The sequence below is a fragment of the Ruminococcoides intestinale genome, from assembly GCF_040095935.1.
GTDB classification, from domain to species: domain Bacteria; phylum Bacillota; class Clostridia; order Oscillospirales; family Acutalibacteraceae; genus Ruminococcoides; species Ruminococcoides intestinale.
On the sequence record NZ_JBBMFQ010000001.1, the window covers coordinates 230615 to 252826 of the forward strand.

At 34.5% G+C, this 22212-nt stretch carries 22 protein-coding genes and 1 pseudogene; 22 read left to right on the forward strand and 1 reads right to left on the reverse strand.

Annotated features, from left to right (window positions below; genetic code table 11):
• Positions 1-6 precede the first annotated feature (6 nt).
• From WMO31_RS01065 to WMO31_RS01090, 6 genes and pseudogenes are all read left to right on the forward strand, one after another.
• Positions 7-294, forward strand: coding sequence for a hypothetical protein (locus tag WMO31_RS01065; protein ID WP_195231089.1), 288 nt, complete (start codon positions 7-9; stop codon positions 292-294).
• A 14-nt stretch (positions 295-308) separates the two neighbouring features.
• On the forward strand, positions 309-584 hold the full coding sequence (locus WMO31_RS01070) for a DUF5344 family protein (protein ID WP_195231087.1): 276 nt from the start codon (positions 309-311) through the stop codon (positions 582-584).
• Positions 585-598: 14 nt separating this feature from the next.
• A complete protein-coding gene (locus WMO31_RS01075; RefSeq protein ID WP_367999060.1) occupies positions 599-2086 on the forward strand; it encodes a hypothetical protein in 1488 nt (495 codons plus the stop codon).
• Positions 2087-2123: 37 nt separating this feature from the next.
• Positions 2124-2405, forward strand: a complete 282-nt coding sequence (locus tag WMO31_RS01080) for a DUF4176 domain-containing protein (RefSeq protein WP_195231076.1) — start codon at positions 2124-2126, stop codon at positions 2403-2405.
• Between the two features lie 206 nt (positions 2406-2611).
• The gene (locus WMO31_RS01085; protein ID WP_367999061.1) at positions 2612-3808 is read left to right on the forward strand and encodes an ISL3 family transposase; all 1197 of its coding nucleotides are present in this window, start codon (positions 2612-2614) and stop codon (positions 3806-3808) included.
• A gap of 61 nt (positions 3809-3869) precedes the next feature.
• Positions 3870-5094, forward strand: a pseudogene (locus WMO31_RS01090) (IS256 family transposase).
• 622 nt (positions 5095-5716) lie between these two features.
• Here WMO31_RS01090 and WMO31_RS01095 read toward each other — a convergent pair.
• A complete protein-coding gene (locus WMO31_RS01095) occupies positions 5717-6271 on the reverse strand; it encodes a hypothetical protein (RefSeq protein WP_367999062.1) in 555 nt (184 codons plus the stop codon).
• Between the two features lie 688 nt (positions 6272-6959).
• Between WMO31_RS01095 and WMO31_RS01100 the strand changes: the two genes are divergently transcribed.
• The 16 genes from WMO31_RS01100 to WMO31_RS01175 are packed head-to-tail and all read left to right on the forward strand — an operon-like array spanning position 6960 to position 22212.
• Complete coding sequence (locus WMO31_RS01100) at positions 6960-8150, forward strand: DegT/DnrJ/EryC1/StrS family aminotransferase (protein WP_367999063.1); 1191 nt, start codon at positions 6960-6962, stop codon at positions 8148-8150.
• 21 nt (positions 8151-8171) lie between these two features.
• Positions 8172-8840, forward strand: a complete 669-nt coding sequence (locus WMO31_RS01105; RefSeq protein WP_367999064.1) for a sugar transferase — start codon at positions 8172-8174, stop codon at positions 8838-8840.
• On the forward strand, positions 8837-9808 hold the full coding sequence (locus WMO31_RS01110) for an ATP-grasp domain-containing protein (protein ID WP_367999065.1): 972 nt from the start codon (positions 8837-8839) through the stop codon (positions 9806-9808). Before WMO31_RS01105 ends, WMO31_RS01110 begins: the two co-directional genes overlap by 4 nt.
• Positions 9809-9813: 5 nt before the next feature.
• On the forward strand, positions 9814-10905 hold the full coding sequence (locus WMO31_RS01115) for a glycosyltransferase family 4 protein (RefSeq protein ID WP_298181578.1): 1092 nt from the start codon (positions 9814-9816) through the stop codon (positions 10903-10905).
• Between the two features lie 16 nt (positions 10906-10921).
• Positions 10922-12064 carry an EpsG family protein gene (locus WMO31_RS01120; protein WP_195231040.1) on the forward strand — a complete coding sequence of 381 codons (1143 nt, stop codon included), beginning with the start codon at positions 10922-10924 and terminating at the stop codon, positions 12062-12064.
• 16 nt (positions 12065-12080) lie between these two features.
• Positions 12081-13166 carry a glycosyltransferase family 1 protein gene (locus WMO31_RS01125; protein WP_367999066.1) on the forward strand — a complete coding sequence of 362 codons (1086 nt, stop codon included), beginning with the start codon at positions 12081-12083 and terminating at the stop codon, positions 13164-13166.
• Between the two features lie 5 nt (positions 13167-13171).
• The gene (locus WMO31_RS01130; protein ID WP_367999067.1) at positions 13172-14074 is read left to right on the forward strand and encodes a glycosyltransferase family 2 protein; all 903 of its coding nucleotides are present in this window, start codon (positions 13172-13174) and stop codon (positions 14072-14074) included.
• Positions 14075-14091: 17 nt separating this feature from the next.
• On the forward strand, positions 14092-14634 hold the full coding sequence (locus WMO31_RS01135) for a serine O-acetyltransferase (RefSeq protein WP_117522642.1): 543 nt from the start codon (positions 14092-14094) through the stop codon (positions 14632-14634).
• A gap of 16 nt (positions 14635-14650) precedes the next feature.
• Positions 14651-15763 (forward strand): glycosyltransferase, encoded by a 1113-nt coding sequence (locus tag WMO31_RS01140; protein ID WP_367999068.1) that lies wholly within the window; start codon positions 14651-14653, stop codon positions 15761-15763.
• Positions 15760-16758 (forward strand): glycosyltransferase, encoded by a 999-nt coding sequence (locus tag WMO31_RS01145; protein ID WP_367999069.1) that lies wholly within the window; start codon positions 15760-15762, stop codon positions 16756-16758. Before WMO31_RS01140 ends, WMO31_RS01145 begins: the two co-directional genes overlap by 4 nt.
• 12 nt (positions 16759-16770) lie before the next feature.
• On the forward strand, positions 16771-17745 hold the full coding sequence (locus WMO31_RS01150) for a glycosyltransferase family 2 protein (protein WP_367999070.1): 975 nt from the start codon (positions 16771-16773) through the stop codon (positions 17743-17745).
• A gap of 10 nt (positions 17746-17755) precedes the next feature.
• Complete coding sequence (locus WMO31_RS01155; RefSeq protein ID WP_367999071.1) at positions 17756-18910, forward strand: polysaccharide pyruvyl transferase family protein; 1155 nt, start codon at positions 17756-17758, stop codon at positions 18908-18910.
• 54 nt (positions 18911-18964) lie between these two features.
• The gene (locus WMO31_RS01160; protein WP_117978993.1) at positions 18965-20137 is read left to right on the forward strand and encodes a Coenzyme F420 hydrogenase/dehydrogenase, beta subunit C-terminal domain; all 1173 of its coding nucleotides are present in this window, start codon (positions 18965-18967) and stop codon (positions 20135-20137) included.
• Positions 20128-21708: an oligosaccharide flippase family protein gene (locus tag WMO31_RS01165; protein ID WP_367999072.1), complete on the forward strand. Its 1581-nt coding sequence runs from the start codon at positions 20128-20130 to the stop codon at positions 21706-21708. The genes WMO31_RS01160 and WMO31_RS01165 overlap by 10 nt, the downstream gene beginning before the upstream one ends.
• 1 nt (position 21709) lies before the next feature.
• Positions 21710-21847, forward strand: a complete 138-nt coding sequence (locus WMO31_RS01170; protein WP_367999235.1) for a hypothetical protein — start codon at positions 21710-21712, stop codon at positions 21845-21847.
• The gene (locus WMO31_RS01175; protein ID WP_367999228.1) at positions 21784-22212 is read left to right on the forward strand and encodes an acyltransferase family protein; all 429 of its coding nucleotides are present in this window, start codon (positions 21784-21786) and stop codon (positions 22210-22212) included. Before WMO31_RS01170 ends, WMO31_RS01175 begins: the two co-directional genes overlap by 64 nt.

Consider the following 22212-nt stretch of genomic DNA (forward strand, 5'->3'; position numbering starts at 1 on the left):
ATTAATATGGCAAGTAATGATCTTATTATTGATGATGATTATTGTAAGAGCATGCAAACCTACTTTATGATACAGGGAGAACAATTGGATAAATTGATTTCTGACTATGTTGTTATTCTAAAAGGAATAAATTCCAATGCTATTGTTAGCGGTGAAGTTTCAAAAGCATTAAGTGTCTATATATCTTATGCACAAAAGTTATCTGAACAATTTAGTGATATTTCATCTGTAGCTAAAATACAAATCAATAATTTTCTTACAAGCGTTGATAACGCAGACCAGTATTTATTTTGATTGGTGGTGATATTATGTCAGAGATTAATATCAAAATATCTGAACTTGATGCTGCAATTACTAACTTACAATCACTTAAGTCCGCCTGCGATGGTATAAATACTATTGCACCAACAACGGTTGGTGGTGGGAAAACAGTAAATGAAATTGAGAATATAGCAAGTGTTTATAAATCCTTGAATACACATGTTGGTGATATGATTTCCAATACGATTTCTTTTATGCAGAATATTAGAGCCAGTTTCATTACAAGTGATAGTAATGCGGCCGGAAAGATTGGTGGCAAATAAGGCGGTGAAATGAAATGTACAGGGATTTTTCTAATAATTCAAAAATTCGGATGTTAGGGCTTGTTACAGAAGTTGAGAACGATAAAATTTCAGATTTTACTGATTGGGTAGGAGATAGATGGTATGATTTTGAGTCGTGGATAGGACAGCTTAATATTAAAAATTATCTTAATAATGTTAATATTTATCATAAGAAAGTTATTGATAAGAACAATACAACAAAAGATACTATTGAGAAAATTTTTAGTGATGTAATGTCTGTTGACAGTTCTTATCAAACAAAATTATCTAATGTTACTCAGGTTTTGCAACGCTGGCAGAGGTACATAGATGAAATGAGCCGGGTAGTTTGCCCGGAAAACGGTTGTTTCAGAGCAGAGTATATGAGTTCCACGCTCGATAAAACACTTGAAAATATCGAATCAATCCCCCTTGATAGAAATGAAATTCTAACTGACAATGAAACTATAGGGGCTTTACTAAAAATATATGGAAGCTCAAGTAAATTTATTGCTAAATTATGTGGTAAAAATGATAAAACTGCTTCTAATAATTTTGGTTTAGCAGGGACTGCGTTTTCTTATTTTTCTGGCTTGCACACTTTTTATACAACTAACTACACTGATACATTAGACGCAATATCCGGTTCTCTGGGACTTGTTCAAGTGAGTGGTTCGGCTTGGACTGGATACTATAAATATCTTGAAAAGTCATTAAACTCATATCAATCCGGTCGATTAGGTAAAGTTTGGCAAGGAAAGGTGGGTATTGTTTCTTTGATAGGTAACATATGTGGATTTACAAAGGAAAGTATTGATACATATAAAGTGTTTATGGATGAAAACAGTGAAACATATCAAAAAGTAGTACAGGTTTTAGAAAACACAAATTCAGGATTAGATGTTGGTGAAGCTGCCATAACAGTAAAATGGGGAACGAAAGAGCTTACCAGAACATTTACGGGCTATCAATGGGATTATACTGTCAAAGGAGGAAAAATAATAGATAAAGCCGGTACTATATTAGCAATTGTAGGTGTTTCAATTGATACAGTTATAGGTGGTGTAAACAAATACCATGAAGTAACGCAAGACGGTAGTCTAAGTATGAATGATATCGGCGATGTTGGTATGGCTGCTAGCGTAAAAGGATTAACATCTATAGTTAGCACTGTAACGCTTGGTTTATCTGATGCTTTGTTTGATTTATCGGGTAAAAGCGACCAAATTACAGAAGGAATAAAGGATATTACCGTGGATCCAATGACTAATTATGCGGTGAATCATCCTATTTCTAGTTTTTACATTAAGCATTCTCAAGGATTGAAAGAAATTGCGGATAACAAAGGCAATAGTGTAATAGAACGAGTTGGTGTATCTGCTTTAGCTGGTATAGGCATGATAGGTTCTATCTCAGCTGATGCTGTAGTAGCCCCGGCAATATCAACTGTAAAGTGGTTATCATCTGGTTGGGATTATTTGCAAAATAGTTTTACGAAATAACTTATAATTGAAATTATTAAGAAAGGAATCAAAAATTATGTATAAGGAATTATTACCAATAGGAACTGTTGTGATTTTAAGAGGGGGCTTGAGAAAATTAATGATTACAGGCATAAAAGTTGCTAATGTAGATACACTGGAAAAGGTTTATGATTATATTGGAGTGTTATATCCTGAAGGATTTATGGGGGATAAATCTAATTTTATGTTTAACCATTCTGAAATTAATGATGTTGTATATAGAGGATATACAAATCCTGAAAGAGATGAATTTATTAATTTCCTTGAAGAACAAGAAAAGGCAGAAAAAGAAGAATGAATTTATGAGTGTGTTTGCAACGGTCAAGCAACTATACAATTGATTATATAATAAAAGCACCGATATATGAGGTGACCTCAAAAAGTGACCACAAAAAATACCCTCATCACGGAAAAATGTGGGATAATCAAAAATAAATATTGAAAAAGAGCATAGGAAGCTCCAAAATTGTAGTTGAAGAGACAAACAATGGAGGAGAGAAACCTATGCTCTATTTAGATGATATCAAAGTTGAATTTGAAAGTCAAGGATTTAAAAGAACACATATAGGAATCAGTCCTAATAAAGATAAAAGCGTACTGTTTCTGGAAAGCGTAAAATCAACGCAGACAGTCCGTTGTCCTTATTGTGGGGGGAGTGTATATATTTATGAAAATGGACAAGTCAAACTCAAAGATATTCCAATATGGAGAGGTACTACACACATATGGAACTTCTTTATCCATAGATATCAATGCAACTGTTGCCACGAAACATTTACAGAAGAAATACCTTTCAAATATCCAGGAACACGGATAACATACCGAGCTGCAAACTGGATCAAAGGCTTTTTGCAGCAAAAAATGTCCATCAAAGCAATACAGGAATTGATCGGTATTCACTGGGATACGATTCGCAAAGTACAGCGAGAGATTATGGACGAGGCGATTTGGAAAAGGGAAAAAATGTTAAGAGAGGAAGGCTACAAGCCGAGAATACTTGCTGTTGATGAATTTGCAATCCATAAAGGACATAGTTACGCAACCTGCGTGATGGATCTGGAGCAGGGAGATATCTTATGGGTTGGAAAGGGCAGAGCGATGAAGGATTTTGAAAAGTTCTTTGAAGATGTGCCCTCCGACTCCTTATCAGCAGTCATCGCGGTAGCGATGGACATGAACGCATCTTACAACAAGCTTGTAACAAAGCATTTGCCCAAAGCACGGATTGTATATGATCGGTTTCATATGCAGTCGCAATTTGCCAGAGATGTTCTCGGCTCTGTTCGTCTGGATGAAGCTCGCAGGCATAAAGCCAAAGAAAAAGAAATCCTTGCCGATATCTCGGATGATACCGACAAGGAAACTATGAAATCTCTTAAACAAGAAGCTAAAGCGGAAAAGCAGGAATACAGCCAACTCAAGAAGCTGCGCTGGTCATTGCTCACTAACTCAGATAAACTCTCCGACAGTAAAACCGAGCAATTACAATCTATTCTGCAAGATCATCACGACCTTGCTGTTTGTTATGCCATGAAAGAGGAAATGTGCATACTTTATGAATTGACAGATTACCAACAAGCAGTCGTCGGATGGACAAAATGGTTTCAAGCGGCGAAAGAAAGTGAGATTCCCGCATCGGTACGGTTTGCAGTTCAAAAAGAAAAACGGAGACCGCCGAAAAGTTTGTGTAAAAGTGAATAATGAACTTCCTTTCAAGCAATAATGGAAATAGAAAAATTAAAGCTTGAAAGGAAGTTTTTTAATGGAAAAAGCACCGGCAGAAATGATGAGAGAATTTGTAAGAAGTCAAAAATTCACCTCAACAGATGAAGTTATGACAGCAATGAAAAATGTTCAAGGACATTCTTCAGGAGGTTATGGAATGTGAGCTTGCCGATGAGCTCGGCTACGAGAAAAGTGAAAGAACGTCGAATGATGAATATGGCAAAAAGTCGAAAAATTACAGAAACGGCTACTCGAAAAAGACGGTAAAAACGCAGATGGGAGAGCTTGAAATCAAAGTTCCGAGGGACAGAAACGGCGAATACGAGCCAAAAATAATCAGCAAATACAACCGCAATGCAGACGGTATGGAAGAGAAAATTCTCTCACTCTATGCCTGCGGAATGAGCCAGCGTGATATTTCCGAACAAATCAAAAATCTGTATGATGTAGAAATCTCTCCCGAGTTTGTCAGCAAAATCAGCGAGAAGATTATGCCCGATGTGACTGCATGGCAAAACCGACCTTTTGAAGCTGTATATCCGTTTGTGTTTATGGATGCAATTCATTACAAGGTCAAGGAAAATCATCAGTATATCACGAAGGCTGCGTATGTAGTTCTGGGCATCAATCTTGACGGTCAGAAAGATATTCTCGGCATATGGATTGGCGAAAATGAGAGCAGTAAATTTTGGCTAAATGTGTTGAACGAACTCAAAACCCGTGGAATTAAAGATGTATTTCTGTTCTGCGTTGACGGTCTGACAGGTTTCAGACAAGCTATTGAAGCGGCTTTTCCGAACGCACAAATTCAGCGTTGCATCATTCATCAGATACGCTCAAGCACAAGGTTTGTCAGCTACAAACACATCAAAGAGCTGATGGCTGACCTCAAGAAAGTATATCAAGCAATCAGCGAGGAAGAAGCTATGAACAACCTGATTTTGTTCAAGGACAAGTGGGGCAAAACTTATCCTTCCTGTGTGAAAAGTTGGAAAGAAAATTGGGATATTCTATCTACATTCTTCGCATATCCGCCCGAGGTTCGGAAGATAATATATACAACGAATATTATCGAAGGGTTGAACCGTCAGTTCAGGCAGATTACGAAGAACAAGCCGTCATTCACAAATGATGACAGCCTTCGCAAAATGTTGTATTTAGCGTCGCAAAAGATTGTTGAACGCTGGACACAAAGATGTCGAAACTGGGATGTAGTTTTAAGCCAGCTTTCGATAATATTTGAGGATAGAATATCCGCTTGATTTGCCACTGAGAATATAATTTCCTGGCCGCAAAATGTTATTCACGCAAAGCGTGCATAACATTCCGCAGACAGGAAAGAAAAGTTGACACGGGGCAAATCAGAAAGCCTGATTACACCGCAATCCGCTGTTTTGTTATTGCTTGAAGGATTATTATTTACACAGAATTTTATGGGGTGTCCATTCAAAGCAAATCACACCCAGCAAAAACTGCTGTTATATATAGGTATAGGGAATTGCTTTCTGTTACAACCCTTTTAACGATAACTCGGCAATAATAATGTCCGTTATAACCCTATTAACGATAAGGCATAAAAGTTGATTTTAAAACCGTTGAAAAGTAGTCTTTTGGTAGTCTTGTACTTTTCAACTGACCGTGATTTGCCGAGATTTACAAAGGAATATTGCGGTTTGTAAAGCGTTCGTGAGTCATTCCCATGGCACACAAACATTATTTTAATCAAAGTACAATTCCTCCCGATTTGCCGTAATATACCGCTATAAATTTTGCAATATCTATATTTGAATATGTTATTTTGTGTGTTGCTGTATTTTCACTATTCATCTATATGTTCCCCTCAAAATGATTTTGAATTGTCGCTATAATATGCAATTTTACCTGTTAACCGAAAATTTCTTCGGGAGTGTGTCCGAGCAGAACATGGAGTATGGCACTTGTGTATATGACTTTTTGACACAAATATTCAAGCTTTCGGTGGCTGAATGCGATATCATCACAGTTGTAGATTCCGCTTTCCAGGATTACTTCGTATACAGATTCTTCGGAATTGCCGGGTTGAGTTGCAAAACAAATCATAATATCGTTCGCATAATCGTCTGCGTCATCTTTTGAAAGTCCTGTTTCATTTCTTAAAAACGAACGCATTTCAAGAAAATCGGGAGTCTTTTTAAAATAGCAGTCATCTTCATATCTGAGAAATTGCTCTTTGTCAAGAACGCAAAATTTCTTTCCGATTTGACGATATTTCAGCATTTCGTATTTATCAAGACTATCATCATCAAATTCAAAAAAGTAAAGATATTCTGCAAGAATTTCCTGTTCAAGAGCAGGGGTTTCTGAGCCGTCATCGTAAATATCGTCCTGATTAAACACACAAAAATACTTTCCCTTAAAATTCATATTTTCAACAAATGACAGAAAATCTTCCTCGCTCACAGGCTCGTTCTGGCTGTTGTAAATTTTAAGAAGTTTGCCGATTTCGATAACTCCGTAAAGATTTGCTGCAGCCGCAAAATATCTGTATAAAAGGTCTTGTGTTTCCTTTGAAAGTGTGCATTCTGAAATTTTTATGTGTCTACCTCAAATTATATCGTACTCTGACTTATATTGTCAGTTTATCATAATTAATCCCACATTTCAACAAGTCTGTGAACAATTTCAGATACTTGCCAGATTATTAACTTCTGAAAGACAGTTGCTGGGTGGTTTAGCACTGTGTATGTGCAAGCTTTCAGGTTGCCGTGCAGAGGACTGTTGCACAGTAAATATAGCGGATTATATAGTGCCTTTTCACCTAAAATAAGCCATAGATTTCTCGCTCAGCCTTGCTGCGATTTATTATACATTATGGCAAAATTTGTATAAAACGACCAAAATTGGCTATATTTGATTATTACTTTAGTGAAATAAATCATATCTATGGCGAAAATCTTGCGTAATTATTCCTATATTTTGTTAAAAAATACTTTTTTTCAATTGTTTTTTCCATATTCTCCTCTTTTATTGCTTATTGATGCTTTCTGTGGTATAATTCTATAGATGTATTGCGTATGTGTGCTTAGTAGTAAAATGAAAAGTTCTACTATTGTAGATTAAGATATTTAAGTTTGAGGGTATGGGTACGATGAAATTTAAAGCTTTTGAAAATAAGCTTTGGCTTTCTTCACCTACAATGTATGGTGAGGAAAGAATGTATGTTAAAGAAGCTTTTGATACTAACTGGGTATCAACTGTTGGTGAAAATTTAAATCAACTTGAAAAAGGAATTGCTGAATATGTAGGTTGTAAAAAGTCAGTGGCTCTATCTTCAGGCACTTCCGCACTGCATCTTGCTGTAAAATTGGCAGGTGTGAAGTCGGGAGATAGAGTGTTCTGTTCCGATATGACATTTGACGCAACGGTTAATCCCGTTTCATATGAACATGCGGAACAGATTTTTATTGACAGCGAAACAGACACATGGAACATGGACCCTGTTGCTTTAAAAAAAGCTTTTGAATTATATCCTGATACCAAAGCAGTAATTGTAGCCAATTTGTACGGTACTCCCGCGAAGCTTGATGAAATAAGAAAAATTTGTGATGAAAACGGTGCGATTCTTATTGAGGATGCTGCGGAGTCGCTTGGTGCTACATACAAGGAAAGACAGACCGGCACATTCGGAAAATACAATGCAATATCATTCAATGGTAATAAGATTATCACGACCTCGGGTGGCGGGATGTTATTGACAGATGACGAAGATGGTGCAAAGCTCGCAAGAAAATGGTCAACACAATCAAGAGAACCGGCTCCATGGTATCAGCACGAGGATTTGGGGTACAATTACAGAATGTCAAACATCGTTGCCGGTATCGGCAGAGGTCAGCTTTTACACCTTGATGAGAATATTGACAAAAAAAGAAAAATATATTTGAGATATAAGGAGGGATTTAAAGAACTACCCGTTCAGATGAATCCGTTTCTTGATTGCTCAAAACCTAATTTTTGGCTTAGTTGTCTTACTGTGAACTCTGATGCGATGTGTGAACAAAAAAGAGGAAAGCTTGATTGCGAATATGTTTCCTGTAAAGGCAAATCTTGCCCTGATGAGATAAGGGAAACACTTGCTAAGTATAACATTGAATCTCGCCCTATCTGGAAACCTATGCATATGCAGCCGATTTTTGAGGGATATAAGTTTATTTCCGCAGAAGACACAACAGATGTTGCGGCAGATATTTTTAATAGAGGTCTGTGTCTGCCGAGCGATATAAAGATGACAGAAGAACAGCAGAATATTGTCATTGACATTATTAAGAGTTGTTTTGAATAAATTTTTCTTTTGGGGTGCTTTATGACAGTTGAACATAAGCATGGGATATATGCTAAATACATAAAACGCTGTTTTGGATTTTTGTGTTCTTTACTTTTTTTGATTTTATTTTGTTGGCTATATGCTATTCTTGCAATTCTTGTAAAAACAAAACTTGGCAGTCCTGTCCTTTTTAAACAGGAAAGACCGGGTAAAAATGAGAAAATTTTTAAGCTTTATAAATTCAGAACTATGACTGATGAGCGTGATGAAAACGGCAACCTTCTTCCCGATGAAGTAAGGCTTACAAAATTCGGCAGTTTTCTTCGTTCAACAAGCCTTGATGAACTTCCTGAACTGATAAATATTCTAAAAGGTGATATGGCTTTTGTAGGACCGAGACCACTGCTTGTTTCATACTTGCCATATTATACAGAGGAAGAGCAACTTCGCCATACCGTAAGACCCGGACTGACAGGTTGGGCTCAGGTAAACGGAAGAAACTTTATCGGTTGGGATAATCGATTGAAGAAGGATGTAGAATATTCAAGAAAAGTCAGTTTTTTGTTTGATGTAAAAATTCTCTTTATGACTTTTGTGCAGGTTGTAAAAAGAGATAATATTTCGGTTGACACCCATGTTGTGGAACCAAATTTTGCAGAAGAAAGAAAACAGAAAATGGAGCGACTCAAGAAGGTAGATGTAGTATGAAACCCATAAATATCTTAATTTTAAGTGCAGGAACACGCAATAAGATTATTCAGTATTTTAAGAAAACTCTTGGTGAGAACGGTAAGGTTATCGCTACAGATATGAGTACAATTGCTCCTGCTATATACGAGGCGGATAAGTATTACATTGTTCCGAGAATAACTGAACCCGGATACATCGATATAATTCTTGATATATGTAAAAAGGAAAACATCAGCGGAGTGCTTTCGCTTATTGATCCGGAGCTTTCTCTTTTAGCTGAAAATGAAGAAAAATTTAAAAATATAGGAACAACTGTAATCGGTTCATCGTACGAATTATGCGAAAGAGCTCTTGATAAAATGCAGATGTTTCAATGGCTTAGAAGTCACGGTTACAATTGCGCAAAAAGCTATGTTGATAAGAATGAATTTTTTGCTGATGTAAAGACAGGAAAGGCAAATTATCCTGTTTTTGTTAAGCCTGTAGGGGGCAGTGCCTCAATTGCAATAAGCAAAGTTTTTGACAATGAAACAGTAGATTTGTTGTTTGATCACTCTGACAATCTTATGATCCAAGAGTATCTTGACGGTCAGGAGATAGGTGCAGACTGTTATATTGACCTGTTGAGCGGAGAATTGGTTTCGGTATTTACCAAAAAGAAAATTGTTATGCGTGCCGGAGAGACCGATAAATCTGTATCGTTTAAAGATGAGAAGCTTTTTGAGCTTATTAAAAAGTTTGTAAATGAAAGCGGATGGAGAGGTCAGATTGATATAGATATTTTTGAAATCAACGGTGAGTATCATATTTCCGAAGTAAATCCTCGTTTCGGCGGAGGCTATCCGCATGCCTATGAATGTGGCGCAGACCATATGAAATTGATTGTAAATAATCTTAACGGAATTGTAAATTCCGATGTTATAGGCAATTACAAGGAAAATGTCTATATGATGAAATATAATGAGATTATGATAAAGGAATCCTGAGTATTATGGGTATGAAACCAAAGATGCTTGTTTTGATAAACAGCAGCACCGGATTGTATGATTTCAGAAACGAACTTTTATCTGAATTAAGCAAGTCGTACTGTATCGTTGTGTCCACTCCTGATAGTGGAAAAATTGATTTGATAAAAAAACTTGGATGTGAAGTTATTATAACACCTATAGACAGGAGAGGAATTAATCCGGTAGTTGATTTAAAGCTAATTAATAATTATCGTAAGATAATAAATAAAGAAAAACCGGATTATATTTTAACTTATACGATTAAGCCAAATATTTATGGCGGCTTTTTAGCTCGAGTGAAAAAAATCAATTATGCAGTGAATATCACCGGTTTGGGAACAACTTTTCAAAAAGATGGATTGCTCCAGAGTATTGTCACGAAAATGTATAGAATTGCTTTCAAGAAAGCTAATGTAGTCTTTTTTGAAAATATAGAGAATAAGAATATCATCGTTAATAAAAAGATTGTGCCGGATAGTAAATGTTGTGTTTTAAACGGTGCCGGTGTGAATCTTGATAGATATAGCTATTTAGAGTACCCAGTTGATTGTAAAACAACACGCTTTTTGTTTATCGGTCGTGTAATGCAGGAAAAAGGTTTTGATGAACTCTACACAGTCATGCAAAGATTAGTTGACGAGGGATTTGATTGTAAACTTGATGTTTTAGGTTCTTATGAAGAAGATTACAAAAAAAAGATAGATTCAGCTGTTGAAGCAGGTTGGCTTAGTTATTATGGTTACCGAAATGATGTAAGACCTTTTATAGAAAAATCGCACTGTTTTGTCTTGCCTTCGTGGCATGAGGGTATGGCTAATACAAACTTAGAATGCGCCTCTTCGGGTAGACCGGTGATAACAAGTAATATACACGGCTGTAAAGAAGCTGTGTTGGATGGAACTACCGGATATCTTTGTGAATCACAGAATATCGATAGTCTTTATGAATGTATGAAAAAATTTATTGCATTGTCGTATCAAAAAAGAAAAGATATGGGAAAAGCGGGGAGAAAACATATGGAAAATTTTTTTGATAAGAGAATTATAGTAGATAGCACAATTAAAAATTTAAAATAAAGGAATTTTAAATAAAATGTTTGAATTATTGCCCATTATCATTATTGGACTGGTGTTTGCCGGTATTTCAGAAAAACAATCCAAAAAAATAGTTAATGATTCCGGAATCGTTTACTACGAAAAGAAGGATGTTGTATTTTATTTAATTGCAGTAGTTGTACTGGCTACTTTTGTCGGATTAAGAAAAGTTTACAACGATACAGGAGTATATATTGATCAATATAATAGTATTGAACTTACCGGTGTATTTCCAAACTTTTTATTTAATGACATTGATTGGAATATAAGTTCTAATTTTGGCTTTACTATCATTATGAGATTATTGAAATTTCTTCATTTCTCTGATCAAAGTTTTTTGATGTTTTTTGCATTTTTTATTTTGGGAGTGTATTTTTGGTTTATCCGAAAATATTCAAACAACATATTTTTGTCTGTGTTTTATGTTATTACTATGGGAATATATACTTTTACCATGGGTGCATTAAGACAGTGTATTGCTATTGCAATTTGTTTGATTGCTGTAGATTGTTTTTTAACAAAGAAATATGCACTATTTGTTTTACTTGTTTTATTCGCTACAACATTTCATCAGTATGCTTTTATATTTCTGATAGTTCCGCTTCTTTCTTTTTCACCGTGGACATCAAGAACCTATATTGTGGTATTTCTATTTTTAATAGGTTCATTTGGTATGCAGAGCATCTTGGAAGCTATAGATGATTTTACATTAGCAATGGGTAAGACCTATTCTACGGGAAGTTTTTCCGGAAAAGGAGTTAATGTTTTTAGATTAATTGTGGTATGGATACCTACAGCGCTGTCTTTTATATTGAAAGATAAGTTAATAAATGACGGAAGTAGGGCTGAAAATTTATTTATAAATCTTTCTATGATTAATGCAGAAATAATGTTTCTTGGCTTATTTGGTACGGCAAACTATTTTGCAAGGCTTGCAAACTTTTTTTTGATATTTCAAACGATTTCTCTTCCTGTGATTATACAAAAATACCCGGTTGCTGAAAGAAAATTTTTAACTACGGGATCTATTATTGGATATTCATTGTATTTTATTTATGCTAACACAATTGCGCAGGGCGGATTTGATAATAACTATTTTGGAATTAGTTTTTTTGATTATATAAATAATATCTTTGTGTGATGGAGAACAGTTAAATATGAAGATACTTCAAGTAGTAACGCATATGAATCGTGGCGGTCTTGAAACTATGATTATGAATTATTATAGAAACATAGACCGTACTAAAATTCAATTTGATTTTCTTGTACACCGTCAGGAAAAGGCTGATTATGATGATGAGATATTATCTTTAGGCGGACATATTTATCATATGCCTATGCTGAATCCCTTTTCTAAGGCTTATTTTAATGCGCTTGATGACTTCTTTGATAATCATAAGTACGATATTGTGCATTCACATTTGGATTGCATGAGTGCATATCCTTTGAAAATTGCACAAAAACATGGCGTTAAGGTGAGAATTGCACATTCGCATAATAAAAGCCAAGACAAAAATTTAAAGTATCCCATTAAGCTTCTTTCAAAACATTTAATTCCTAAGTACGCTACGCATCTTTTTTCTTGCGGTAAAGAGGCAGGAGATTGGATGTTTGGCGGAAATGCATATACTGTCTTAAATAATGCAATTGACGCTGAAAAATATCGGTATGACTGTCAAATAAGAAATCAAGTGCGTGACGAACTGAAAATCAGTAAATCTGATTTTGTAATCGGACATGTCGGAAGGTTTAATCCTCAAAAGAATCATTCGTTTTTGATTGATGTTTTTAAGAGTGTACATGATAAAAACAGAAATTCCAAACTGCTTCTTGTAGGAACAGGTAACGGACAGAGTAATATAAGAGAAAAAGTTGATGATCTTGGTTTATCGGATTCCGTGTTTTTTTTAGGAAACAGAGGAGATGTGAATAGAATACTACAGGCAATGGATGTCTTTCTGTTTCCGTCTTTGTATGAAGGATTGCCACTTTCAATAATAGAAGCGCAGGCTGCAGGATTGCCGTGTATCATTTCTGACAGTGTTCCGTATGAATGCAGAGTTACAGACCTTGCAGAGTCGTTAGATTTAAACTTGCCGATTGATGAGTGGGCGGATGTTGTCTTAGAAAAACAAGGTACGATTAGAAAAAACACGATAGATGATATAAAAAAATCAGGCTTTGATGTTAAACAGAATGTTGTAAAGCTTGAAGAATTTTATTTAAATTCGGTTGAGGAATAATAGTTATGAAGACTTTAACAGTATTTACACCTGCTTATAATAGGGCGCATACAATAGGTCGTACATATAAATCTTTGTGTTCCCAAAAATGCAAGGATTTCGTGTGGCTTATAGTTGATGACGGTTCAACTGATAATACGGCTGAATTAGTAAAAGACTGGATATCCAAAGATAACGGCTTTGAAATTCAGTACATATATAAAGAAAACGGCGGTATGCATACCGCACACAATGTTGCGTATAGAAATATACATACCGAACTCAATACTTGTATAGATTCTGATGACGCTTTATCTGAGAATGCTGTTGAAAAAATTATAAACAAATGGAATCAGGTTAAAAGCAGGGGTTATGCAGGTATTATTGCACTCGATGCCAATATGAATACGGGAAAGGTTATAGGAAAAGGCTTTCCGAAAGATATGACAGAAACCACATTGTCGGGTTATTATGCGTCAGGTGGTTCAGGTGATAAGAAGCTTATATATCGTACTGATATTATTAATTCAGTCCCTGAGTATCCGGTATTTGATAATGAAAAATATCTTGCACTTGCATATAAATATAAGTTGATAGATCAGAAGTATAAACTTGCTGTTTTAAATGAAGTAGTGTGCGATGTAGAATACCAGGAAGACGGTAATTCGCACATTATGTATAAGCAGTACATGAAATGCCCAAAGAGCTTTGCCTTCTGGAGAAAGATATGTATGCAATATCCTGATTCTAATAAAAGATTATTGGTAGATTGTGTACATTATGTTGCCGACAGTATAATAGCAAAGAATAAACATTATATCAAAGAGTCACCTTGTAAAGTCTTAACATTTTTTTTAAGTCCAATGGGCTTTTTGTTTTACCTTTATATAAGAAGTAAGTCAGATTCTATTATGAAAGTAGGAGATTAATGAGGTGAAAACAAAAAATGAATGCATTATTTAAAACAGATTTTTACCGTATGACTGGTAATGAGTGGAAGGTAAATTTATCTAATATATGTAAATTTATTTTTCAACATAATATCAGATTTATGTATCATTACAGAAAGTATTCACAAAACCATAGCGTTTACCGCAAATATAAAATTTATAGATATAGCCGAAAATATGGCATAGAATTTGCTCCAGATGTGCAAATTGGGAAAGGTTTATACCTTGGACATCCATACAACATAACAGTTGGTGGAGGAGTTAAAATTGGTAATAATGTTAATCTTTCAAAGGGATGTACATTAGGTATGGAGAATAGAGGAAATCGTAGAGGAGTTCCGGTAATAGGAAATCATGTGGTCATTGGAATCAATGCGACAGTTGTAGGCAGAATTACTATTGGTGATGATGTGTTTATAGCACCTAATAGTTTTGTTAATTTTGATGTACCTGATCATTCTGTGGTTGTTGGTAATCCGGGTGTGATTCATAGAAAAAAAGATGCAACTTTGGCATATATAAATTTCTCTGTAGAATAAGAGGTTTAGAGCGATAATGAAAAAGGTGCTATATTTGATTCCTAATCTTGCACACGGTGGGGCTGAAAAAGTTTTGGTTAATCTCGCCAATAATATGGATAAAACAAAATTTGATGTAACAGTTCAAACTTTGTTTGATGTAGGCGTTAATCGACAGTATCTTAACTCTGATGTAAAATATATCGGCGGTTTCAAGAGAATGCCTCGTGGCAATACATATGTGATGAAACTTTTTTCTCCTGAAAAACTGTATAAACATTTTATCAAAGACAACTATGACATAATCGTTTCTTACCTTGAAGGTCCTACTGCCAGAATAGTAAGTGGCTGCACTAACCCAAATACAAAGCTTGTCAGCTGGATTCACATAGAACAGCATACAAAAGAGCTTGCTTCCAAGAGCTTTAGAAGCTATAAAGAAGCATTAGATTGCTATTCAAAGTTTGACAGGACTGTTTGTGTATCTGATACTGTAAAAGATGATTTTGAATCAATTTTTGATACTAAGAAACCTGTTGAAGTTCTATATAATACAAATGAATCAGAAAAAATAAAAAAACTTTCCGATGAGAAAGTTGATGATGTTAATTTTAGCAAGGACATAATCAATATTATCTCAGTTGCAAAGATTGTACCTTCAAAGGGTTATGACAGGCTAATGAAGATACATAAAAAGCTTATTGAAAAAAATATAAAAAATCATATTTATATTCTCGGAATAGGCGAAGAAAAGGAAAAATATGAAAAGTATTTGGCAGAAAATAATCTTACCGATACTTTTACATTTTTAGGTTACAGAGATAATCCGTATAAATATGTGAAAAAGGCAGATTTGTATGTTTGTTCTTCGAGAAGAGAGGGCTTCAGTACAGCTGTTACAGAAGCATTGATTGTCGGAACTCCTGTTGTTAGCACAAATTGTAGTGGTGCGTACGAATTATTAGGTAAAAACAACGAGTACGGTATCGTAACAGAAAATAATGAAGATGCACTTTATGAGGGCATCAAGAAAATACTGACAACGCCTGATTTGCTTGAAGCTTATGCCGCAAAAGCAAAAGAGCGTGGTAAAGCTTTCAGTACCGAAAAAACAGTAAAAGCTGTTGAAGAAATGTTGAGTGCTTTATGATGAGTGATTTAATAAGTGTAATTGTTCCGGTATATAATTTAGAAAATTATATTGTAAGAACCTTAGATAGTATTTTATCTCAGACTTATAAAAACATTGAAGTTATAGTTGTTGATGACGGCTCAACTGATTCATCTGCTAAAATTATTGATGATTATGCCGATTTGCATAGAGGTGTAATCAAGATTTTACATGTCAAAAACAGCGGTGTGTCGGTTGCAAGAATGAAAGGTGTTTTGGCGGCTAAGGGCGATTGGATAGGTTTTACTGACGGTGATGATGTAATAGAACCTGATATGTATGAGAGATTGTTTGATAATGCCCAAAAATATAATGCTGACATATCACATTGCGGTTATCAGATGGTCTTTTCTGACGGTAGAATAAATTATTTCCATAATACCGATAAAATTAGAATACAGGATAAAGACACGGGTATAAAAGATTTACTTGACGGTTCAATAGTAGAGCCAGGGCTATGTAATAAACTTTATAAATCTTCGCTTTTTAGCGACTTTTTTGATAAAGTAGACTTGAATATAAAAATCAATGAGGATTTATTGTGGAATTATTATTTATTTTTAAAATCCAAAAAATCGGTTTTTGAAGATTTTTGCCCGTATCACTATATTGTTCGTATGACTTCCGCATCAAGACAAAAGTTGAATAAAAATTTAATATTTGATCCAATAAAAGTAAAAAAAATAATTCTTGATAGCATTGATGTTAACTTAAAAGAAAAAGGTGAAGCTGCTTATTTGAGCACATGTATAAATGTTTATTCAACTATTGCGTGTGCTGATAAAGATATAAGAAAAAACTTTTTTAATGAAAAGAAGACAGTTAGGCATATTATTGTCAATAAGAAGAATAGAATCTCTCTTTTGAGCAAGAAAACAAGATTTCTTGGAAATGTAATTACTTATTTGCCTTTTTTATTTGATCCAATGTATAGATTTTATTCAAAGCATTTTCAGAAAAAATTGTATGAATAGGTGAAGTTTATTATGAACCCGCTGATAAGTGTAATAGTTCCGATTTATAATGTTGAAAAATACCTTGCAAGATGTGTTGATAGTATTGTAAATCAGACATATAAAAATCTTGAAATAATCCTTGTTGATGACGGTTCACCTGACCTTTGTCCTCAGATGTGTGATGATTATGCCGAAAAAGACAGCCGAATCAAGGTTGTTCATAAAAATAACGGTGGACTTTCCGATGCCAGAAATGCAGGAATGGCTGTTTCAACAGGTGAGTATATCAGCTTTATTGACAGCGATGACTATGTGTCTGATGACTTTTTTGAATGTCTGTTGGATGTTATGAACAAAGAAAACAGCGATATTGCTGAGTGCAGTGTTGTAAAATTCTATGAGGATAACCACTTTGATGAGTTTAACGATGATTTATTGGAAAAAACATATGATGCTCAGGACGCAATGTCTGCGTTGATTGCGGAAAATCCGTTTCATCAGCATGTCTGGAACAAGCTTTATAAAACAGAACTTGTCAAAGATATTCCGTATGCTGTCGGTAAGCTGAATGAGGATGAATTTTGGACTTATCGGGTATTTGGCAGAGCAAACAAGGTTTCAAAGCTCAATAAAACTATGTATTATTATTTCCAGAGAAACAGCAGTATTATGGGCGTTGGCTATAATATTCGCAGGTTAGATGCACTTGAGGGCAAAGCTAACCGGCAAAAATATATTGAGAACAATTTTCCTGAACTCAGTACGCAAGCAAAGATTGATTTGTATGGTTCATGTATGTTTGCTTATCAGTCTGTGTTGAAATTCATGTCAGGTGCAGATAAGAAAAAGGCTCTCAGCATAATAAAAAAGTATAAAAAGAATTGTAATTTGTCTTTTGATGAAATAAATACAATAAAAGACAGTTCTAAAAAATATTTTATGCTTGCAAAGTTTAATTTTTGTCTTTGCTGTAAGATAAAATCAGTTTTTAAAATTGGATTTTAATGAGGTTTTTATGAAAACAGTATTGTATATGCATGGCGGAAGTGGAAATCACGGATGTGAGGCACTTGTCAGGACTACAACTAAAATTGCAAAAGATGCAACTGGTTCAGATGTAATTCTTTGGTCGCAAAATGTGTCAGAAGATTATAAGTATGGTGTTTCAGGGGTTGTTGACGGAATTGTCGCAACAGATGAAGTGAACAAGAAAAGTCTTTCATTTTTGTGGTCATATTTTAAATTTAAAATCTTAAAAAAAAGCGATGCTTTACATAAATTGTTTATAAAAAAGCTTTTCAAGGATTCTGTTGCAATTTCAATAGGCGGTGACAATTATTGCTATCCGTGGTCTGCTAAACAGGGAGTTGAGCTTGACAAAGAGATAAGACAGTATTGTAGAAAAAATGTGTTCTGGGGTTGTTCAATTGAAGAAGAATTTATGACTCCCGAAGTTGTTGAGGATTTGAAAGGTTTTGACTTAATCACCGTTAGAGAATCGCTTTCTTATGAGGTGCTTAAGAATTACGGTATTTTCGCTGTTCAGGTTGCAGATCCCGCATTTTTGCTTAATAAAAAAGAACTTCCGCTTCCAAAAGGATTTGTTGAAGGAAATACTGTAGGTATTAATATTAGTCCTCTTATTAACGATTACGAGAATGGTGACAGTATTGCATTTAACAACTATGTAAAGTTGATTGAGTACATTTTGTCCGAAACTGATATGAGTATCTGCTTGATTCCCCATGTTGTGTGGGAGTACAATAACGATAGAAAACCTCTTAATTCTTTGTTTGAAAAATTCAAAGACACAAACAGAGTTATTTTGCTTGAAGATCACAATTGTGAAGAACTAAAAGGGTTTATCAGCAGATGTAGATTTTTTGTAGGTGCAAGAACACACGCAACTATTGCGGCATATTCAACTTGTGTTCCGACTCTTGTAGTAGGTTATTCAATCAAGTCAAGAGGTATTGCAACAGATTTATTCGGTACATGCGAAAACTATGTTGTTTCTGTCCAGAATATGAAAAATGATTCTGAGCTTAAAGAAGCTTTTAAATACATTGTCAATAATGAAAGCCAAATAAAAAATACTTTGAACGATATAATTCCTAAATACAAGAAAAAGGCAGGCATTGCAGTCGGTGAACTTAGAAATTTAAAATAACCTTTTATTGTATTTTATATTTGAGGGAATATTTATTTTGAAAGGATAAACACGATGATTTCAATTAACGACAAAGCTAATTGTACCGGATGTGGCGCTTGTTATAGCATCTGTCCTAAAAAAGCAATAACTTTGAAAGAAGACTTTTCAGGTTTTAAGTATCCGACTGTTAATGTTGACAAATGTGTTAATTGTAACCTTTGTGAGAAAGTATGCCCTGAAATAAACACGGTGTTTACAGATAATAGCTATGCCGAACCGATTGTTAAAGCTGCATGGAATTTGGATAATGATATAAGAGTAAAGAGTACATCAGGTGGAGTCTTTTCAGCAATAGCTGAAAAATTTATTTCAAATGGCGGTTATATAGTGGCAGCTGAGTTTGTTGAAAATTTTAGAATTCAGCACACGATAATTTCTGATAAAAAAGATATAAATAAACTCAGACAAACCAAATATGCACAAAGTGAGCTGTCTGATTTATTTGTTAAAATAAAAAAGTTACTTTATGAAGATAATTATGTTATGTTTGTAGGTACACCATGTCAGGTTGCCGGTTTGAAAAAATTTTTACTAAAAGATTATGAGAAACTTTTGACAATTGATTTGGTTTGTAGAGGAGTAATTAGTCAAAAAGTATATATAGACTATCTTAAATCAGTTGAAAGACATACCAAATCAAAAATTACAGAAGTTCAATTTAGAAATAAGGATTTAGGCTGGAATAGTTCAACAACTAAGATTTCTCTTGAAGATGGATCATTTTATCGAAAAGAACGATGGCTTGATGAGTATATGATTGGTTATTTAAAACATAATCTATATTTAAGACCTTGTTGCTATGAGTGCAATTTTAAGAAAATGCCCCGTGTTTCAGATATTTCATTGGGTGATTATTGGGGATTTGACAAGTATTATGATGTTTCTGATGACAATGGTGTTTCGGTAGTGCTATTGAACTCCTCCAAAGGGCAAAGTTTCTTTGAAAAAATCAGTGATAAGTTATTTTCTATGGACACACCTTTAGAACAAATTATTAAGGAGAATCCGTGCTTAGTAACTCCTGTTGCCAAAGGGAAATACAGTGATGCTTTTTATAAAAAATTCGGTAAAACAGATTTTATTGATTTAATTCATAAAATTGATGAAAAAGATTATTATAAAAAACTTAACTTCAAAGAAAAGGTTTATTACATTTTAAGGGAAAAGATAAAGTTATGGCATTAAATCAAAGAAAAGCTGGGGTAATGTTATCTTATATCCAGCTAGGATTATCTACATTGGTAGGAATACTCTATACCCCAATAATGCTCAGAATTCTCGGGCAAAGTGAGTATGGACTTTTTGGTACTGCAAATTCACTTACTTCATGTCTTTCGTTATTGTCATTCGGTGTAACCGGTGCATATATGAAATTTGTTATGGGGTACAGAGCAACGGGCGATAAAGAAGGCGAGAAAAGACTGAACGGAACATTTATATTGTTGTTTTCGTTATTTTCGTTGCTTGTAGTTATTGTCGGTGCTGCTTTATTGTTCTTTTCAGATTCAATTTATGATAAGAGCCTTACCGCATATGAATTAGTTCAGATCAAGTGGATAATGCTGCTTACAATAATTAACACGGTATTCACTTTTCTGTTCATACCGGTTATGATGTTTATTCAATCATATGAAAAATATCTATTCTTACGAATAATAGCTCTCATAACTACCATTCTTAACCCCATAATGAACCTGATTGTTATTTCTTTTATTCCAAAAGCTGTTTCAATTTCAGTTATAGGACTTGTAATTGCGTTGCTCACATATCTGGCTTACTTGATTTATGCATATAAGAAGCTTGAAATGAGATTTTCTTTCAGACACCTCAAACTGAGTGTATTTAAGTCAATATTTATTTTTTCAAGTTTTCTGATGTTAAACCAAATAACAGATTTGATAACTAATAATACCGACAGATTAGTGTTGGGCATCACTTCAGGCACAGTTGCGGTTGCAATCTATACCGTAGGTGCTAACTTGAGTACATATCTTTACAGCAGCAGCACATACATTTCGAGTGTTTTTGCTCCTTCAATTAACAAAATAGTTGCAAATGCCAAAGTTAACAATATATCTCCTGATTATGAACTTAATCAGCTTTTTATTAAGGTTGGCAGAGTTCAGTTTCTTATTCTAACGCTGATAATTGTTGGTTTTTCTACCCTTGGACAACAGTTCATTGCATTGTGGGCAGGAGAAAATTATGAATATGCGTTTTGGATTGCGTTATTGTTGATGCTTGCTCCTTATGTTCCCCTTATGCAAAATATTGGTCTCGAAATTCAAAAGGCAAAGAATCTTCATAAAGCAAGATCAATAGTGTATTTCTTAATTAGCTTGCTCAATGCCGGATTGACAATTCCTGCAGCAATATATTTTTCTCAGCCATGTTTCGATCCGGGATTTGGAGGAGTTGCAGCAGCTGCTGCAACATTTCTTTCTATGGTCTTGGGACAGGTTGTGTTTATGAATATTTATTATCAGAAAAAAGTAGGTGTTAATGTACTTGTTTTCTGGAAAAATATTTTGAAAATGTTGCCCGGTGTACTGATTCCTTTTGCATTGGGTGTGATATTTAATATATTTGTAAAGTCGTATAATTGGTATATTTTTTTGAGTGAAGTTATTGCAGTTGCTGTGGTATACTGCATTTCGGTGTACTTTTTGAGCATGAATCAATATGAGAAAAATTTATTTACTTCACCGTTCAGAAAAGTTATTTCAAAGTTAATGAAAAATAAGAAAGGTGTATGATATGGGTAACAGCAAAAGCATAACAACTTCAAACAGATTGATTCATTATGATCTTATGCGTGTACTTGTATGCTTTTGTGTAATCGTTATCCATATGGTATTTGCGATGACAACCCAACCAACGGTGCGTTTAGTATAGATAGTTCATTTTCCTCGTTGTATTCTATTGTAGCAAGATGGGCAGTTCCATGTTTCCTAATGGTAAGCGGTGTGATGCTTCTTGATAAAAACAAGGATATTCCGATAAAAAAGCTATATGCTAAGTATATTTTTAGACTTGCAGTGTCTTATGCGTTTTGGTCATGCATTTATGCATTATACAACTCTTTCTATGATGCAGGCGATTCTTTTATTGAAAAATTCAAGTATTTTGCGAGCTACTGCCTGTCAGGGGAATTACATACATGGTATATTTTCGTTACAATAGGGATTTATATGACATTGCCGATTGTCAAGCATCTTATAAATACGCTTGATGAGAAAAACTCAGGTACTGGATTTTGA

Excerpts from the sequence above, each read along its gene's own strand:
- WMO31_RS01065 (WP_195231089.1), top strand. The coding sequence starts at position 7 with ATGGCAAGTAATGATCTTATTATTGATGATGATTATTGTAAGAGCATG.
- WMO31_RS01070 (WP_195231087.1), top strand. The coding sequence starts at position 309 with ATGTCAGAGATTAATATCAAAATATCTGAACTTGATGCTGCAATTACT.
- WMO31_RS01075 (WP_367999060.1), top strand. The coding sequence starts at position 599 with ATGTACAGGGATTTTTCTAATAATTCAAAAATTCGGATGTTAGGGCTT.
- WMO31_RS01080 (WP_195231076.1), top strand. The coding sequence starts at position 2,124 with ATGTATAAGGAATTATTACCAATAGGAACTGTTGTGATTTTAAGAGGG.
- WMO31_RS01085 (WP_367999061.1), top strand. The coding sequence starts at position 2,612 with ATGCTCTATTTAGATGATATCAAAGTTGAATTTGAAAGTCAAGGATTT.
- WMO31_RS01100 (WP_367999063.1), top strand. The coding sequence starts at position 6,960 with ATGAAATTTAAAGCTTTTGAAAATAAGCTTTGGCTTTCTTCACCTACA.
- WMO31_RS01105 (WP_367999064.1), top strand. The coding sequence starts at position 8,172 with ATGACAGTTGAACATAAGCATGGGATATATGCTAAATACATAAAACGC.
- WMO31_RS01110 (WP_367999065.1), top strand. The coding sequence starts at position 8,837 with ATGAAACCCATAAATATCTTAATTTTAAGTGCAGGAACACGCAATAAG.
- WMO31_RS01115 (WP_298181578.1), top strand. The coding sequence starts at position 9,814 with ATGGGTATGAAACCAAAGATGCTTGTTTTGATAAACAGCAGCACCGGA.
- WMO31_RS01120 (WP_195231040.1), top strand. The coding sequence starts at position 10,922 with ATGTTTGAATTATTGCCCATTATCATTATTGGACTGGTGTTTGCCGGT.
- WMO31_RS01125 (WP_367999066.1), top strand. The coding sequence starts at position 12,081 with ATGAAGATACTTCAAGTAGTAACGCATATGAATCGTGGCGGTCTTGAA.
- WMO31_RS01130 (WP_367999067.1), top strand. The coding sequence starts at position 13,172 with ATGAAGACTTTAACAGTATTTACACCTGCTTATAATAGGGCGCATACA.
- WMO31_RS01135 (WP_117522642.1), top strand. The coding sequence starts at position 14,092 with ATGAATGCATTATTTAAAACAGATTTTTACCGTATGACTGGTAATGAG.
- WMO31_RS01140 (WP_367999068.1), top strand. The coding sequence starts at position 14,651 with ATGAAAAAGGTGCTATATTTGATTCCTAATCTTGCACACGGTGGGGCT.
- WMO31_RS01145 (WP_367999069.1), top strand. The coding sequence starts at position 15,760 with ATGATGAGTGATTTAATAAGTGTAATTGTTCCGGTATATAATTTAGAA.
- WMO31_RS01150 (WP_367999070.1), top strand. The coding sequence starts at position 16,771 with ATGAACCCGCTGATAAGTGTAATAGTTCCGATTTATAATGTTGAAAAA.
- WMO31_RS01155 (WP_367999071.1), top strand. The coding sequence starts at position 17,756 with ATGAAAACAGTATTGTATATGCATGGCGGAAGTGGAAATCACGGATGT.
- WMO31_RS01160 (WP_117978993.1), top strand. The coding sequence starts at position 18,965 with ATGATTTCAATTAACGACAAAGCTAATTGTACCGGATGTGGCGCTTGT.
- WMO31_RS01165 (WP_367999072.1), top strand. The coding sequence starts at position 20,128 with ATGGCATTAAATCAAAGAAAAGCTGGGGTAATGTTATCTTATATCCAG.
- WMO31_RS01170 (WP_367999235.1), top strand. The coding sequence starts at position 21,710 with ATGGGTAACAGCAAAAGCATAACAACTTCAAACAGATTGATTCATTAT.